This window comes from Clostridioides sp. ES-S-0006-03 (genome assembly GCF_020662275.1).
Lineage (GTDB): Bacteria > Bacillota > Clostridia > Peptostreptococcales > Peptostreptococcaceae > Clostridioides.
Genome location: NZ_JADGMM010000002.1, coordinates 366251 through 383585, shown reverse-complemented (window position 1 = coordinate 383585; position 17335 = coordinate 366251). Strand labels below are relative to the sequence as shown.

Below are 17335 nucleotides of genomic sequence, written 5' to 3'. Positions count from 1 at the left end.
CTACTTAATATAATAAAAAGCTATAAATAATAATTCTATTATTTATAGCTTTTTCAATTTAGTTAATATAAATTTAGAATAGGTATTTTTCTTTTTCTCTTATATAATAAACGAGTACCTTAAACATTTGATTTAATTTTAAGGACAGGATTTTTTAATAATTGCTCAAAATCATCTTGTGGCATTGGCTTTGCATAAAAATATCCTTGTGCCAAATAACATCCAATTTTTTTTAGTATTCTCACTTGTTCTATACTTTCTACCCCTTCACATATAACTTTCATATTTAATTCTTTTGCCATATTTACCACTCCACGCACGACAGCTTGTTCACGACTACCATGCATTCCTTTTTGTATAAATGTACGGTCCAACTTAATTATATCAACAGAAAATTGTTGTAATAAGCCAAGAGAGGAATATCCAGAACCAAAATCATCTATAGAAATAGGAAATTCTGATTCTCTTAGTTGATTAAAATGACTCAAAATCTGATTGAGATTTTCAACAAAAATACTTTCTGTGACTTCTATTTCAAGGTATTTGTGAGGTATTTTATAGGAATCCGCTATTTCTATCAATTTTTCTGAGAAGCTTTCATTATTAAAATGAATTCTGGAAAAATTACAGGATACTGGACTAATATTTAATCCCAAATCCATCCATCTCTTTAACATTTTGCAGACTTCTTCATAGATATAAAAGTCAATTTCTACCACAAATCCGTTTTTTTCAAAATAAGGAATGAATTTTGCAGGACTTATTATACCTTTATGTGGATAATTCCATCTTACCAATGCTTCACTTCCTACCAATTTATTTGTATTCATATCTACCTTTGGTTGAAAGTATGGAACAAACTCTCCATGTTCTAAGGCTATTTGCATTCTATCTGTTAAGTTTCTTTGATGTAACCCTTCCTCTCTCATAGTCATATCATAAAGTACAACACAACTTTTGTGAGTTATTTCTGTATTTCTTCTTGCATAATTTGCTAGGTCAAGCATGAGAGATATATCATGTTTTTCAACTTCATCTACTATATATACACCAAATACAAGAATAAGTTGGTAAGTTTTTCTCATTTTTTCTACCCAACCATTTAATTGATTATCAATCTTGAAGAGACGTTCTTCTAAGCACTCCCAACTATCGTATTTTAATAACATAACAAATTGGTCTGCAGAAACGCGAGCACAAGATTCTTCAAAAGATACAGAATCTTGTAAAGCTTTAGCTAATGCACAAAGTATTTCATCTCCTTCTGAAAAACCTAAAGTGTCATTAATCATTCGAAATTGTTTTATATCTAAATAAACAATCACATATGAACCACTTTCTGCACTTCTTAAACTCTTAATAGCTTCTTTACAAAATTTATTTAAATTCCAAATTCCTGTAAGACTATCTCGGTATAACAAACTCTCAATACGTTTATTATTTTTTGACTTTAATAAAAGTAGAAAACTCAAAAGTATAATAATAATAGCTGATACTATAATAACGCCTCCAATAATTGCCATTGGATGCTGGTGGATAATATCTTGCCAAGTTATATCATATTGAATTATCGTATTTTTTAAAATTATTCTGTCCATTTGTTCTGTTGACATATATTGAATACATTTATCTAGTATAGAAAATAACCTCGAATCTGCAGAATCAGAAATACCAATACTTATTTCTTCTGCATAGTTTGTCAAGGTCGAAACAGAAAATTTTTCATAACGAGGATTGGACAATAGATAATCTGCAATATATGTATTTACATAAACAGCATCCACTTTATCCTTTAATACAGCCTCAAAACATTCTTTTGGAGAATTATAATACTGTATAGTTCTATCTAGTTTCCCATCTTCAGTAATATTTTGTCCAATTAAAGAACCATTTACAGCTGCCACTTTTTTAATTTCATTTTCTTTTTCTCCACTAACTAAAACTACTGGAGCACGTAAATAATACTGCGTTGTTCTTATATTGTTTTTTTGGTTGTTAATATAATCGTTTTCCATACCACAAACTATAGATATTCTAGAATCTTTTGATACTTGAAGTGCTTCACTATAACTTTTTGCAGAAACAAATCTAAATTTTAAACCAGTGTTATTTGTAATTTCCTTAAATAAATCAGCAACCACACCAGAAAACTCACCTGTTTTTGAATCACCATATTCTAGTGGTATCTTTGTAGAATCATAAACAGCTGAAATTTCACCAGATTGTTGTATATATTCTTGCTCATCTTTTGTAAATACTGGCTTCTGAGCAGTACTTATAGAAAAATATTTATTATATAATTTTGTTTCATAACTTGAATTCCTAAGTGTCAATGTATTCAAAGCAGAATTCAGTTGAGATAATAAATCCAGTTTCTTATTTGAAACCACAGTATAGAGTGGCTCTGGAGAAAATTGTGCTACACTTTTAAATGTACTAGTCCGACCAAGATGTGTTATAGCAACACCATCAAGATTTCCATTTTTTAAATCTCTTAATAAATCATCTGTTTCTTTATAAGATATAATTTTAACTTCAAAATCATTTGTTTTACAATATTCTTTAAAGTTTTCAGCATCCTTACTATTACTAATAACACCTACTTTCATATCCTGAAATGAATCAAAATCCTCATAATCATAACGAGTATCATCCACTTTTACATTTAAAGTTGTATAGATATTACACATTGGTAGTGTTGGAAAAAGCATTTCTTTTGTACGTTCTTTTGTATAATAGACACTAGGAAGAACATCTATCTCACCTGATTTTAACATTTCAAGAGCATTTTCCCAACTTTTACAATCTACTATTTCATATTTCCAGTTAGTGTACTTAGTAATTTCTTGTAAGTATTCAAAATTAAATCCTATATACTCTCCATTTTCATTTCGACTCATATAATCGCCATCATCATAATACCCGACTTTAACTGGAACCCTATCTGAAGCAGAGTTAATTTTTATTGGAAAAGAAAGAAAAATCATACAAACAATCAGAATCAATTGATAGGTTTTTAACTTCAAAATTTTGTCCTCCTCCCTCTTAGTAGCTATATTATATCATTTTCAATAGAAAAATAGAATATACTGCCAATTGTTTAACTTTCAAAATACTTCTAAAATATATATTACTAGTGAGAATACAGAAAACTTAACTTATATAAACATACTATTTTTTTATATCTATCACACATAATAAGAATACTTAAAAAGCTATATAAATTTGCAAAATAACAAATTTATATAGCTTTTAACATGGTAAAATAATTCATTTTTTATATAATCTTTTTATAATTACATCAAATTGAAATTCCTATAAATTAATTTTATTGCACAATTGATACTTTAATAATATCCCCATTTTTTCTTTCTAGATGAACCACTTCTCCAGTTAAATCATAGTCAAATGCCTTAACTAGTATTTCAGTAACTTTTTTACCATCAACTACATCATCTTTTCCATTAAATAAATCTAAAGCATTGTTTTCAATCATTCTCTTTGCAAAATTTACAGGTAATTTTATATGTATTTTGTCGCCTGTATGTGATAGAACTCTTATTCTTAAAAACTTTTCTAAATTATTTCTTGGTATTTGTTTTGATGCCATTCTATTAAATCACTCTCCCTTATTTTTTATTTAATAATAAATTTTATTCTTAAAAATATCTTTATATGTATCTATTATAAAAGTAACACTATTATTTTCTGTGTTTAGTTTATACCTAACTCTATCTAATATGCCAGTTTCATGAGTTCATATATTTTTTTTAATAATTGTACATTTTTAGACTTTATTTTATAATTATTCTATATACTTTATACTCTCAATGAAACTTTTTATCAGAATGTTTTATTACATAAAATACTAAAATTAAACTAATCTATTTATCACTAAATAGTATCAGGGGGATATACTTATGATAGAAAAAATTAAAAACATGCTAAAAAATCACAATCATGATATATATATTTCACCACACAAATTATTAAGACCATATATAGCTCACTATACAATAACTTTTCCAGATAAAAATTCTATAGAAAACCTGACATTGATACCTGATGCCAGTGGATGTATCGTATTTGAATTTAGTAAAAAAGATATAACTAGCAAATTTTGGGGTGCTACAACAAAAACTATTATTGTAAAAAATGATATAGAAAATGTACTATTTAGAGTATTTGTTGAATTTCTTCCATGTGGAGTATACTATTTAACAGGTTTTCCTCAGATAGAATCAGCCGATTTAATAATCCCTGTTAAAGACTTTAACACTCAACTTGATTTCGAAACTAATTCTATCTTTGAAAAGTCCAATACTCTTAAAGAACTCATTGAACAATTCGATAGGTTATTTTTATCGTACTTATTTAAATCTAATATAAAAGATTTAACAATACCAATTCTTATAGATGCTAGGAAACAAAACTCTATTATGTCTGTTAAAAATATTGCTCAAATTAGTTGTTATAGTGAACGCCATTTAAATAGGATTTTTAATAATTCTCTTGGTATGAGTGTTAAGACATACCTTAGATTATTACGTATAAATACAGTACTACAAGAAATACAAAGTAATAATATATCATTTACAACTTTAGCTCAAAATATAGGTTATTATGACCAATCTCACTTTATAAATGATTTTAAATCTATTTGTGGTGTTAATCCAACAACCTATATAAAAAATTTGTCTGATTTTTACAATGAGAAATATAAATTTTAACATATGATTATATTAAAGTTTATATTTGAGGAGGATTTAAAATGATAGAATCAAGATGTGGAATTTTGTGTTGTGAATGTAAGTATAAGGAAGATGTAAATTGCGCTGGATGTACAAATATTGATAAACCTTTTTGGTCTGAAGAATGTCCTGTAAAATCATGTTGTGAGAATAAAAATCTTACACATTGTGGCCTATGTGACACATTTCCATGTGAAATATTAACTCAATTTGCATATGATAAAAAACAAGGTGATGATGGAAAAAGAATTTCTCAATGTGAAAAATGGGCTTCTCTAGCTTTATAATAGTATCATATTTATATATTTTATATTGTATATAAATTAAAATATTAATACCTTAATACATAATTGTATATTCTCTAAGATAGATAGCTATTATTCAATATAAAATAATAGCTATCTATTTTTTTCACAAATAAACATTGATTTTTAAATCTCTTAATTTTATATTTTAATATTTATGTCAATTAAATGTTAGTAAAGTATTTTATCTGCATTTACACCAATATATAGTAACACAAAGCTTTTCAATTTTTTATGGTTAAGCATAAGCAAAAAATGTTAACTAAAAATTACAATTAAGTAGACATTTGTATTAATCTATGATACAATAGTATTTGTGGTAATACACAATTAAATCAAGTATATCTTGATATAGGTTAATAGGAGTATTTTTAATGAATAATGGAATAGTGAAATGGTTTAACAACGAAAAAGGATTTGGTTTTATAACAGTAGAAGGTGGAGATGATGTATTTGCTCATTTCTCAGCTATACAAACTTCAGGATTTAAATCATTAGAAGAAGGTCAAAAAGTAAGCTTTGATATAGTTAAAGGTGCTAGAGGTCAGCAAGCAGAAAACATAACTATATTATAATTATATAGATTTTTTCGGAAAAGACTCTTTTAAGAGTCTTTTTTTATTGGTAATATACAATATAATTATTAATTAAGTAAATAATATTATTTGGACAAATAAAAAAATCCCTCTCCTAAATATAAAATACTCTTCATAAATAAGGGTTATTTCAGTAAAGATACATAGTATATTATATATAAAAAATCCAATAGATTAGCTCTATTAGATTTTTATTTCATATATAAATATTTTTCATTAATGTTTTCAAAAGTTTAATAACGTTTTTGAAATTTTATCAAATTTTTCACTAGATATATCAAATTTTTGCTTAAATTTTTCATCGTTCATTCTTTCAACAATTACTTTATCTGGAGATAATTCATAAATAATACTTTTTATCTTATTAATAGATTCCTCATTATCATTATATTCCTTTATAATTGTTACTTCTAAAATAAATTTTCCTTTATACTGTTTATTAAATAAAATCATATTTGAAATATATTCTTCTAGAGTATATCCTATAATTGGTCTCTGAATTTTTTGAAAATCTTTTTCCGATATTGTTTTTATCTCTCCAATGACTTCATCACACATATTGGCTATTTCTATATATTCGTCTTTACCTAATAAATATCCATTAGAAAGTAATCGTACAGGCACTCTTTTGCGCTTTACTAACTCGATTACATCACAAATTTTATCATTCAATAGTGATTCTCCTTTTGAATTAATGAAAACTAGTTCTGCCTTATGCTTTTCTATTATACTTTCTAATTCTCTAAGTGAGTCATCCATCTTGTCAAATGATTGAAGTGTATCCACTTTATTATATGACCTTCCAATAGGACAGAATATACAATCAAAGTTACAATACTTTTCAGGAAGTATATTTACTTCTAATACTCTTTTTCCATCCTCAATATAAATATCTTTATAACTAAAACCACTCATTACTCTATCCTCTCAAAATTAATTTATTGATACTTCTTTATTATTAATATCTAAAATTGAAATTTTACATGTTCCACCTAAATTTTCTTGAACTGTTTTCGCCAAATAATTCAAGGCATTCTCAAATTCTTCAAATCTACTTTCATCTACTAATTCAATACATAAAAATGCATTATTTGTATTTTCAGTAAGCATTGTCCTCACTGCTTCACGCCAATTCCAACATCTACAAATTGCACCTTCATTATCTTTATAGACTATCTCACCTTCATATGGAGATGAGTTTTCTTCTGTTCCTAATGGTATAAATTCTTCATTTCCAACTGCTCTAGTCAACCTAATATCTCCCATAAATTTGTCTATGTCTTCTCCACCACAAGGCAATGCATATTTTAGCGAAATAGAATTGTAAATATCCACTAAGGGGTTAATAGTTGCTATATGATTTCCATTATGAACTCTTTTTAGCAATGCCTCAATAGATGACCTTCCTCCTTTTTTCGTTTTAAATTTTTTGAATGCTTCTCTCCATACTTTAATTACTTAGTTATTGCTAAATTCTAAATCCTTCAAGTGTTTTAATGCCTCTTTTTCTCCCTGCAAAATCATTTCCTTGTATTCTTCTTTATCCTTTATAGAGTTGTCTATGTCCTTACAAATAACAACTCCTATCTTTGAACTAGGAAATAGGTTCCAAAACTCATCCTCAACAACAAATTTTTTCATTAGAATACCTCCTCAACTTTAAAATATATAAAAATAAAAAAGCCTACAGAAATATTATTAAATATCTCCCAGGCTTTTATCCTTCCGTGTACACAATAACTGTGCGTTTTCTCTTGGACCTGCCCATTATAAAATGCGGAACCCTAGAAAACTAAACTATATATTTTTGTAATTTATAAAATACAAATAAATTTTAGCATAATATAAGATTTAAAACAATACTATATTGGATTCTTATATTTGTACAAAATAATATTTAAAGGTTATTTAGCTAATCTAATAGAATACTACATTATTGATATAATTTTATTAATAAAATTATAAGTATAAAAATTTCAGAATAAGTCTATTTTAAATGTAAGTTATAAATCCCAATTAAAATAGACTTAAATTTCATTTTATGTTAAAATCTTTACAGTAATAAACAATTTTATTTTAAGGAGATAATTTTATGAATAATTACTTAAAATTTGCTACATATCAGCTCATAGGCTTTACATCTTCTATACCTAAACTTATAAAAATCAAAAAAAATCCAGATAAATTTAGCTTAAAAGAAAAATTTGAATTTATGCAAAAACAAGCTAAAAAATCTTTAGATATAGTAAATATAGACCTTAATATACTTGGCAAAGAAACATTACCAAAAGAACCAATCTTATTTGTTGTAAATCATTCAAGTATGCTTGATAGTTTTATCCTAGCAGCAAGTGTAGAAAGACCAATTGGATGTGTAATTGCAGATGAGCCAGTTTGGAGAAATATACCTATATTTAAAGAATGGGCGAAGTTGTTACGATGTGTATATGTAAACAGAAAAAATAATAGAGAAGGGATTAAAAGTATTGCTGAAGCCTCACAAAATATACTTACAGGTCAGAGTATGGCAGTGTTTCCAGAAGGAGATTTAACCTGGATTAAAGAACCAAATTCTCTAGTATCAGATTTTAGAAGTGGAGCCTTAAAAATAGCATATAAAGCAAAGTGTCCTATTGTTCCATTAGTCATAAAAAATTCAAAAGATACTTATGAAGGATATCAACCTATTGGTAAAATTAACTCTGTTCCTGTTGAAGTTGAATTCCTAGAACCAATTTATGACCATATTGAAAATCCTAGACTAAAATCTTCTGTATTAGGAGAAAATATTAAAAAAAATATGATAAACAAAATAGAAAGTTTTAGAAAAACAAATAAAAACTTTTAAAGAATTTTAACATTAAAATTTATTGACTAGAAAAAATTTTAATGTTAAAATTTTTTTAAGAGGTGATTAAGATGGCAAAAAATACAAAACAAACAACAGTTCACATTGATGAAACATTACTTAAAGAAGTTAAAAGAATAGGAATTAATGAAAATAAAAGTATATCTCAAATAATAAATGAATCAATAATAGATTATGTATTAGTTTACAGAGAAAACGAAGACAAAGAAAAAAATGAACACGATAAAAATTTAAATGATACAATAAATGCTTTTAAAAGAGAGGAAGAAAAAAGAGTTGAGGCAAAAAGTGCTGCTAGAGCTATAGCAGAAGCAAAAAAACGAGTTCTCTACTAATAAATATAAAAATCGGTACAAACTATGCACCGATTTTTTTATATCTAAAACATATTCAAAAAGACTTAAATTTTCTTTAAATTATATCAAATCTCCAACAACTTTCACTTTTATAAGGAGTGCATTACCTGGAAGATATGCAAGTGGAACATCTTCTATATTTAATACTTCTATAGTATCCTTTTTAGCACCTGCTTTTAAAGCTTTGTTTATGGCTTCTTGTTTTGCGTCTTCTATAGCATCTTCTCTAGACATTTTATCTAAGCTGTACACTTTTTCTACATCCCCACTTATTTGCCCTAAAGCTGCACCAATAGCATTTGCTGCAGTATAATGAGGAGGTCTTATAACATCACTTATACCTTTTAGTTTTTCTGGAACAATTATACTTCCTCCACCAGTTAAAACTAATTCAACATCATTTTGGCTAGTCTTCATTTGGTCTACAGCATCTTCTAGTTTTAAAATTACTTTTTTATATACCTCATCACAATAATCTTTATCTAAATTTTCAACATTATTTTTTCTATCCTCAAATGCCATGCCTAACTTTGTAACAACATCTGATAAAGTTAAAGTATCACCACCAAATATTATTGCATCTTCAGTTATTCTATACCCTACACTCTCAGGACCTATTTTTATATTGTCTTTTTCGCCTTTTACACAAGTTCCCCCAGCAAGTCCAATAGTTAAAACATCGGGCATTCTAAAGTTCGTATGTACTCCTCCAATTGTAACAGGAATTGAAGATTCTCTAGGAAATCCATTGTATAATACACCTAAATCACTCGTAGTTCCTCCAACATCTAGTACTATTGCATTTTTTACTTTTGACAAGAAAGACGCTCCCCTTATAGAATTTGTTATTCCACATCCAATTGTGAAAATAGGATACTTCATTGTGTACTCCAAATTCATTAATGTTCCATCATTTTGACTAAAATATATTTCTGCATCTATTCCTAAATCTTTCAATGCTTTTTCAAATCCTAAAGAAACAGCCTTACCTACTCTAGACAATGCAGAGTTTAAAATTGCTCCGTTTTCTCTTTCCAGTATACCTATATTACCTATTTCATTTGATAAGGATATTGGAATATCACCAAGAATCTCTCTAACCCATTTTGCAACTTCTTCTTCTTGTTGCTTATTTACAGGAGCAAATACTCCACTTATTGCAACACTTTCTACCTTGCCTTTTATCTTATTGCAAAAATCTACAACTTCATCTTTACAAAGTTCATTTATCTTTCTTCCATCAAACTCATAACCACCAGATATCAATATTGAATCTAATTCTATTTTTTCTCTTAAATCTTCTGGCCAATCTATAAATGGTAAAATAGCAGTGGTTGCTGGTTTTCCAATTCTTATCATTGCTACATTATTAAGTCTTTTTCTTTCTACTATTGCATTTGTACAGTGAGTTGTACCAAGCATAGCATATTTTATTAATGAATGGTCAATTTTACTTTCATCTATAACTTTTTTTAAGGCATTATAAACACCAGTTTCAACATCTTTTGTAGTTGCTACTTTAACTGAATGGATTACTTTTAATTCCTTATCCAGTATACAAGCATCTGTATTTGTTCCTCCAACGTCAATTCCTACACGATACATCAAAATTTCCCCCTAAATTTTTATTTTCCTTGTAATTCTTCTACTGTTTTATACTCTACATCATATCCAAAGTATTCAGGTCCAACTGTCTCAATTCCTTTTTTAGTTCTCCATTTTTCATTACAAGGAAAAGCTACTACCATCACACGAGAACCATATTTTATTCTTTCTGTAGTTATTGGGAATCCAGTTTCTAAATCTAATATTGCTATTAAATCTGGCGTAATACAAAGTGGTGTACTACCTTTTTTTGCAATTAGATTTTCATTTTGAAATAGTACAGAGTATTCTCCATCATATCCATTAATTCCAGCGAAGAATGCATGCCCTCTAGTAAAACCACCTTTTAACTCTCTTTTAATATCAACTACTTTTCCTTCAAATAATTTATACCCTTTTAATTCTTTCAATATATTTTCAATAGCACCTTTTGAGTCTGACTTATTCTCAAGTAAAAATCCTCCTATAGTTTCAGCTATAGTCAAGGTATTTCCTATCGCAGCTTTTTTAACTTGAGCTCCACTTAAATTATAGTCACTAATAGAAGAACTTCCTCCCATTTCTACTGTTAAAGTTCTAGCCAATCTTTCTGACCAAATTCCATCAACAGGATAAAGGATGGCTGAATTACCCTTTTCATCAGCCATTACAGCAGGTGATGCTTCATATCCTTCAAGATAAAAAGTTACCATTTGAGCTTCCGGAAACGCTCTACCCATAGAATCTGCATCCAAAATAGGAAGCCCTTTTTTTGCAGCAACTGCTATTGGCATAAGTGAATTTATTCCTCCTATTTCTATAGGAATTATAACATCAACTTTTCTATTCAATAATTTTTCCATTATCTCTAAAGGAGTAGTTAATTCCACTTCAGAAAGTAATTTTTCTATTGTAATTACAGGGGAACCCATACCAGATACTGGTACTACTAAAGCATCATCCTCTAGCTCATCTAAACTAATCACTTTTACAGGCCCATACTTTTTAATTGCTTGTTTTGCAACTAATTTACCTATGTATGGGTCTCCTCCTCCTCCTGTTCCAAGCACTGCTGCGCCAACTGCTATTTTATCCACGCTTTCTTCTGTTAAAAATCTCATGTTACTTTCTCCTCATATTCCAAATTTATTTTATACTTTACAAGCATATTTCATTAAACTGCTTTTTCTGCTTCTTGTTTGTTTTTTGATGAACAAATCACTTTTCCAATAATTGATTGTATTATAAATCCTGCTATAAATCCATCTAAAGGTGCTATAGTAGTAAGAGTTATAAATCCATATGTAGAAAGGTATGTTATTAATATACCAATTATCCAAGATATTATTGAATGTTTAACTATTGGTTTGTATGCTATCCCCTTATCAAATCCTTTAAGTTCTTGTTTTACTATATAATATTCTGCTGTATACACACCACCAACAGGTGCAATAACAATTCCAAGTAAATTTAAAAATCCTATAAATCCTTCATATATTCCAAATACAGCTAATAAAGTTGCTACAACACCAAGAACTATAGTTAATACTTTTTCAGGAGCTTTTTTTAGTACAAGAGCTATACTTAGTGATGCAGAATATACATTGCTTGTATTTGTAGTCCATTGAGCTAATGTAAGTACAATTATACCTGGTATAGCAATTCCTAATGTAATAAAAATTCTCATAATATCTGAAGTACCCATACATTTTACTAATATTATTGATACTACTATCATAAAAGCATTTCCAAATTGTATTCCTAGAAAACTTGAAAGTGCACAATCTCTTCTACTTTTAGCCCAGCGACTTATGTCAGGTGATACTATTGCTCCAACTATTATTATACTCATTGATAGAGAAACTCCACCTGCAAATGTCATAGTCGATTTCATATTATCATCAACTGGAATTCCATTTGCTTTAAAAGCTAAGAATATAGTTAACATCATAAGAATTAATAAGAATGGTACTGAATACACACTTAATTTTTCCATTGCTTTATATCCATAAATAGCTGTACTCATCATCAAAAGACCACCTATGAGGCTTAAAATTTGCATGCTCACATCTAGATTAAATATATCTTTTATTATTATTTGAGCATTTTGAGCAAAAAAGCCTACTTGAACTCCAAACCATCCTAATAAAGAAACTCCTATAACTAGAGAAAATATTTTTGCTCCAGCTTCTCCAAACACATATTTTGTTATCATAGATGTAGATAAGCTTGTAGATGAACCAACTAAAGAGCATATAGTATACAAAATAGCAGAAAAAAATGAACCTACAATTACTGATAATATTGCTTGTTTCATTGGCATACTTTGAGCTAACTCAGCTCCTAAAATAACAGATGATAAATCCACACCTATTGCTACTAGCACTGAAAACATAGCTACCCAACCACGTTTTTGATTCTCTGGAACCTGTTCCAGGGCATAATTAATTTTTTCTTCTTCCATTTTCATCCCTCCATTAAAATTGTAAAACCATTTAATTTGTTTGTTTTACAATTTTCTAATTTATAAATTTATTAACAACTATATATTTATAATTTTCATTTAATATATAGTTTTAAATTTTCTGAAATAATTTTATAATAAAAAACGCCTCTTGGAAAAAATCCAAGAGACGAATACCAATCCGTGTTACCACTCTTATTAGTAAAAATTTATTTTACTCACTCATTTTCTTAAGGCGAATTAAACCACTACTACAATAGAACTGTAATAGTATTCTCCAAAGCTCTTTTCACACAAATTTCAATATTAGTTCTCAGCCAAATCTAACTCTCTGTAAAATTCCTTTATGCTACTTTCTTCTTCTGCGAATCTACGTTATTTATTTATTTATGATTTATATCATAATATATATGCAATATTTTGTCAACTTAAAAAGTAAATTACTTGTATTTTTTAGTTTTATATGTAATTTTTTATATTATTACTGTATTTATATTTTGTATTTTTTAAATTTAATAAAAATTTATATTATTTTTATATACAATTGAATATAATTTTACAAATTATTTTCATTTTTTTGTAAAGTTCTACAACCATATTTTACAATCCAGTTAGTATATTCATTTACACTATACCAATCCTTCGCAAGCTTTACAACTAAATCTGGGTGTGTTTTAGAAATGTCATTTAAATTATTAGCAACACTCTTTCGCACATACAGTGATGAGTCGGTTTTTAATTGTTCCAATATAGGTAGAATAGGTGTAGGGTCTTTTTTAAATTTAGTTAGTGCTTAACCCCAAGGCAACTGTGGACGACAACATGAACGTACAGCAAATAATCATATCTCACATTATACAACAGTATGTTATATTGTTAAATCTATCTATTTAAAATACTTCACACTGCACATTCTGAAATATTGTAAAGTATCTACTGACAGTAAAAATGTCCGAACAGCCTATAAAACAAGGCTATACGAACATTTAATAAAATTTTAAAATATAATCAGAAATTTATTTTAAGTTCAATCAAATTTTTATTGAATTATATCTATTGAATCTCCAATACTTATAATTCCTTCCTTTAAAACCTTAACAAAAATTCCTTCACGTGGCATTACACAGTCCCCTGTTAATTTTTTAATTTCACATCCATTATGACACTTTTTACCTATTTGAGTTACTTCAACTTCACATTTGCCTATCTTTAATTTTGTACCAACAGGTAATGAAAACACTTCTATTCCTTCTGTAGTTATATTCTCAGCAAAGTCTCCAAATTTTAATTGGTCAAAACCTCTCATCTTCATTTTATCTATACTTTCTTTTCCAAGTAAACTTATTTGACGATGCCAGTTTCCCGCATGTGCATCTCCAACTATTCCATAATTTATTTTTAGTTCTGCACATTGCACAGGAACCTTAATTACACCCTTTTTGTCACTTATATTTATTGACACTACTTTAGCCATATTTCCTCCAAATTTTCACCCATATATTCTTAAATTATTCAAACTTAAAATCACCTGATTTTCCACCAGTTTTCTCCACAAGATGTATATTGCTTATAACCATCTTTTTATCAACTGCTTTACACATATCATAAATTGTAAGTGCTGCTAAAGAACAAGCATTTAATGCTTCCATTTCTACACCAGTTTTACCAAGTGATTTACAGGTTGCATATATTCTAATAGCAGATATAGAATCATCTATCTCAAATTCCAAATCACATCCAACCAATTTAATTTGATGGCACATTGGTATATTTGAAGATGTATTTTTAGCTCCCATTATCCCTGCAACTTGAGCTACAGATAATACATCTCCCTTTTTTATTTGTCCATTTTTTACCTTTTCTAAAGCTTCTTTACCAAGAGTAATCGTAGCTGTTGCTATAGCAGTTCTCTTTGTATCATCTTTTTCACTTATATCTACCATTTTAGCATACCCTTTTTCATTTATGTGCGTTAACATTACCTATCCTCCAATTTCATACATACGTCTATTTGTATCACTACATTTATTTTCTATTAAATGATGTTTTTCTGGCTTTTCTTTTATTATATCTTTCATAGTTTCTCTAAATAACAATGGTTTATGTAAAAGTGGTTTTATATCTATTTCCTCTTTTGAATGTAGACACAGTTTTATTGCACCACTAGAGGTAAGTCTAATACGATTACAAGTGTTGCAAAATGAACAACTTAATGGAGTTATAATTCCTATTCTTCCTTTTGCTCCTTTAAACTTATAATATTCTGCTGTACTTTTTTCATCATTTTTAACTTTATATAAACCATATATTTTTTCAACCATTTCTTTTACATTAAAATATCCTTTTTTGTAGACTCTATTAGCTTCACCTAATGGCATAAGTTCAATAAATCTTACATCAATTGGTGATTTAACTGTTAAAAACATAAAGTCTTTAAGCTCATCATCATTAAATCCATTTATGGCAACACAATTTACCTTTACTTTTATACCTAAATTTAAACATGACTCAATCGATTTTAATACTTCTTTTAAATTGCCACCTCTTGTCACAGATTTATATTTATATTCCTTTAAAGAATCTAAGCTTATATTTACTTTATTCAGACCACATTCTTTAAGCTCAAAGATTCTATCAGAAAGTCCAAGAGCATTAGTTGTCATTCCTATATTTTCTATTCCACATTCTTCTCTTGTAAACCTTATAAGTTCATTTAAATTGGGATATAAAAGAGGTTCTCCTCCAGTAAATCTAACCTTTTTTATACCTTGTTCTGACATAGCCTTTATAATGAATTTATAGTCTTCAAAACTTAGATTATCGTTTATATAATTTTTTTCAAATTTAACATCTGGTGGCATACAATAAACACACCTTAAATTACACTTATCTGTAAGTGAAATACGAAGGTAGTCTATTTTTCTTCCATACTTATCAATCATACTCTATCTACCTCTTTGTCTATTTTTTATCTATCTGAATTATATACTATTTTTTGTTATTAGTGGCACATTCTGTGGCTTCTCCTCTTAAAATTTCTATGCCATGGTCTAAGACATCAATAATGAAACTTAGATTTTCAACTGCACCTTTAGGACTTCCAGGTAAATTTATTATTATAGAATTATTCCTTATTCCACTTACACCCCTACTTAGTATAGCTTTTTTAGTAATTTCTGTAGATTTCATTCTCATGTATTCACTGAGACCTGGTATCTCTCTTTCTAAAACATCTTTAGTAGCCTCTGGAGTTATATCTCTCTTTGAAAATCCAGTACCTCCATTAGTAAGAATTAAATCTACTTTATTACTGTTACAAATTTTTATAATATTTTCCTTTAACATTTCCTTATCATCTTTTATCAACACGTATTCAATAACTTTATAATTCCCTGTATTTTCAACAAATTCAGTTAATTTTTTTCCTGTTATGTCTTCTCTTTTCCCTTCATAGCCCTTATCACTAAGCGTTATAATTGCTACATTAAACATATGGTTTCACCCCTTTATATATTAATTAAACTTTTATAAATAAAAAATCTATTTAATAGAACCTATTCTGGTAATATTCCTTCTGATAATAATGCTTCTAAAACTGCTCCTGCTATACAACGTCCTTTATCTGATATCGTAAATGAATTTTTTACTTCTTCCATTCGAGGGTCTATATCCAATATCTTTAATCCTTTTTCTATTTGTGAACCATTTCTCAATAAGCCTCTCAAAACACCATCTATAGAAGCTTTCACTTCTATTTTATTTCCATTTTTTTCAGTGATATAACATATTATATCTCCTTTTTTAACCACATCCCCTATATTACATACATTTTCTATTATTCCAACGTTCTCAGAATAAAAAACTCGTTCTTTGGTTATACCCAATATAGCACCTGGTATTCCTGTATTTTTTAAAGCATATCCTTTTCTTATCACTTTTCCTAAATTATGTCCTCTCATAGTTTCAATAACTATGTCTACATCTTTACCTGCACAAAATCCTGGACCTAAAGCTATTGTAAGTGGTGCCATCGCTTTATTTGTTCCAATATTTTTTTTTGCAAGTATACAATCTATAACCGCTACAGGACGTATTTCATCTATATATTTACCTTTTGGGTCTATTATTAGTGCCACGTTTCTTTTATTTAAAGCTTTTTTTATTTCTGCTTTATCTTTGCAATACACACAATAAACACCTTCCACAGAAACTTTCTTTTCATAGATAGCCTCACTAAAAGAAACTTTCCTTCTTATTGCAAGAGGAGTCTCAACTTCTAAAGCGATTATTTTAAAACCACAGTTATGTAACTTATGTATAACTGCTGTTGCTAAATCTCCAGCCCCTCTAACTATTATAACATTGTTCATATTTTCTCCTACTAATAAAAATTTTAAAGTCTATACTTTA

At 28.0% G+C, this 17335-nt stretch carries 18 protein-coding genes, 1 pseudogene, 1 riboswitch and 1 other annotated feature; of the genes and pseudogenes, 5 read left to right on the top strand and 14 right to left on the bottom strand.

Annotation, left to right across the window (positions count from 1 at the left end; all coding sequences use genetic code 11):
- Positions 1 to 119: 119 nt before the first annotated feature.
- Both IR151_RS03970 and IR151_RS03965 read right to left on the bottom strand, forming a co-directional pair.
- Positions 120 to 3026 (bottom strand): EAL domain-containing protein, encoded by a 2907-nt coding sequence (locus IR151_RS03970; protein WP_227433221.1) that lies wholly within the window; start codon positions 3024 to 3026, stop codon positions 120 to 122.
- Between the two features lie 302 nt (positions 3027 to 3328).
- Positions 3329 to 3610: a hypothetical protein gene (locus tag IR151_RS03965; protein ID WP_004454426.1), complete on the bottom strand. Its 282-nt coding sequence runs from the start codon at positions 3608 to 3610 to the stop codon at positions 3329 to 3331.
- 310 nt (positions 3611 to 3920) lie between these two features.
- Between IR151_RS03965 and IR151_RS03960 the strand changes: the two genes are divergently transcribed.
- From IR151_RS03960 to IR151_RS03950, 3 genes are all read left to right on the top strand, one after another.
- On the top strand, positions 3921 to 4730 hold the full coding sequence (locus IR151_RS03960; RefSeq protein WP_227433220.1) for a helix-turn-helix transcriptional regulator: 810 nt from the start codon (positions 3921 to 3923) through the stop codon (positions 4728 to 4730).
- Positions 4731 to 4771: 41 nt separating this feature from the next.
- A complete protein-coding gene (locus tag IR151_RS03955) occupies positions 4772 to 5038 on the top strand; it encodes a DUF3795 domain-containing protein (protein ID WP_227433219.1) in 267 nt (88 codons plus the stop codon).
- A gap of 392 nt (positions 5039 to 5430) precedes the next feature.
- Positions 5431 to 5631 (top strand): cold-shock protein, encoded by a 201-nt coding sequence (locus IR151_RS03950; RefSeq protein WP_227433218.1) that lies wholly within the window; start codon positions 5431 to 5433, stop codon positions 5629 to 5631.
- A 246-nt stretch (positions 5632 to 5877) separates the two neighbouring features.
- Here the strand turns inward: IR151_RS03950 and IR151_RS03945 are convergent, their stop codons facing one another.
- Genes IR151_RS03945 through IR151_RS20365 form a run of 3 tightly spaced genes read right to left on the bottom strand, consistent with a single transcriptional unit; the run spans position 5878 to position 7293 of the window.
- Positions 5878 to 6567 carry a radical SAM protein gene (locus IR151_RS03945; protein WP_227433217.1) on the bottom strand — a complete coding sequence of 230 codons (690 nt, stop codon included), beginning with the start codon at positions 6565 to 6567 and terminating at the stop codon, positions 5878 to 5880.
- Between the two features lie 18 nt (positions 6568 to 6585).
- Positions 6586 to 7107 carry a B3/4 domain-containing protein gene (locus tag IR151_RS03940; RefSeq protein ID WP_413927346.1) on the bottom strand — a complete coding sequence of 174 codons (522 nt, stop codon included), beginning with the start codon at positions 7105 to 7107 and terminating at the stop codon, positions 6586 to 6588.
- Between the two features lie 3 nt (positions 7108 to 7110).
- Entirely contained in the window at positions 7111 to 7293 is a 183-nt protein-coding gene (locus IR151_RS20365) for a hypothetical protein (protein ID WP_413927344.1), read from the bottom strand.
- Positions 7294 to 7356: 63 nt separating this feature from the next.
- A riboswitch (guanidine-I (ykkC/yxkD leader) is annotated at positions 7357 to 7451 on the bottom strand.
- A gap of 293 nt (positions 7452 to 7744) precedes the next feature.
- On the opposite strand from IR151_RS20365, the gene IR151_RS03935 reads away from it, so the two are divergent.
- The gene (locus IR151_RS03935) at positions 7745 to 8500 is read left to right on the top strand and encodes a lysophospholipid acyltransferase family protein (protein WP_227433216.1); all 756 of its coding nucleotides are present in this window, start codon (positions 7745 to 7747) and stop codon (positions 8498 to 8500) included.
- 71 nt (positions 8501 to 8571) lie between these two features.
- The gene (locus tag IR151_RS03930) at positions 8572 to 8856 is read left to right on the top strand and encodes a transcriptional regulator (protein ID WP_227433215.1); all 285 of its coding nucleotides are present in this window, start codon (positions 8572 to 8574) and stop codon (positions 8854 to 8856) included.
- 81 nt (positions 8857 to 8937) lie between these two features.
- Here the strand turns inward: IR151_RS03930 and IR151_RS03925 are convergent, their stop codons facing one another.
- The 9 genes and pseudogenes from IR151_RS03925 to yqeB all read right to left on the bottom strand — a co-directional run bounded on the left by IR151_RS03925 (position 8938) and on the right by yqeB (position 17295).
- A complete protein-coding gene (locus tag IR151_RS03925) occupies positions 8938 to 10482 on the bottom strand; it encodes a hydantoinase/oxoprolinase family protein (RefSeq protein WP_227433214.1) in 1545 nt (514 codons plus the stop codon).
- 20 nt (positions 10483 to 10502) lie between these two features.
- Positions 10503 to 11582 (bottom strand): DUF917 domain-containing protein, encoded by a 1080-nt coding sequence (locus tag IR151_RS03920; protein ID WP_227433213.1) that lies wholly within the window; start codon positions 11580 to 11582, stop codon positions 10503 to 10505.
- A gap of 53 nt (positions 11583 to 11635) precedes the next feature.
- Positions 11636 to 12925 (bottom strand): cytosine permease, encoded by a 1290-nt coding sequence (locus tag IR151_RS03915; protein WP_227433212.1) that lies wholly within the window; start codon positions 12923 to 12925, stop codon positions 11636 to 11638.
- A gap of 162 nt (positions 12926 to 13087) precedes the next feature.
- Positions 13088 to 13299: a binding site (T-box leader), on the bottom strand.
- Between the two features lie 182 nt (positions 13300 to 13481).
- Positions 13482 to 13691, bottom strand: a pseudogene (locus IR151_RS03910) (hypothetical protein); the annotation flags it as partial.
- A gap of 273 nt (positions 13692 to 13964) precedes the next feature.
- Positions 13965 to 14399: an MOSC domain-containing protein gene (locus IR151_RS03905; RefSeq protein WP_227433211.1), complete on the bottom strand. Its 435-nt coding sequence runs from the start codon at positions 14397 to 14399 to the stop codon at positions 13965 to 13967.
- Positions 14400 to 14433: 34 nt separating this feature from the next.
- Positions 14434 to 14904 (bottom strand): cyclic pyranopterin monophosphate synthase MoaC, encoded by a 471-nt coding sequence (gene moaC / locus IR151_RS03900; RefSeq protein WP_227433210.1) that lies wholly within the window; start codon positions 14902 to 14904, stop codon positions 14434 to 14436.
- A gap of 3 nt (positions 14905 to 14907) precedes the next feature.
- Positions 14908 to 15867, bottom strand: a complete 960-nt coding sequence (moaA, locus tag IR151_RS03895; RefSeq protein ID WP_227433209.1) for a GTP 3',8-cyclase MoaA — start codon at positions 15865 to 15867, stop codon at positions 14908 to 14910.
- A 46-nt stretch (positions 15868 to 15913) separates the two neighbouring features.
- Positions 15914 to 16417: a molybdenum cofactor biosynthesis protein B gene (locus IR151_RS03890; protein WP_227433208.1), complete on the bottom strand. Its 504-nt coding sequence runs from the start codon at positions 16415 to 16417 to the stop codon at positions 15914 to 15916.
- A gap of 62 nt (positions 16418 to 16479) precedes the next feature.
- A complete protein-coding gene (gene yqeB / locus IR151_RS03885; protein WP_227433207.1) occupies positions 16480 to 17295 on the bottom strand; it encodes a selenium-dependent molybdenum cofactor biosynthesis protein YqeB in 816 nt (271 codons plus the stop codon).
- Positions 17296 to 17335 lie beyond the last annotated feature (40 nt).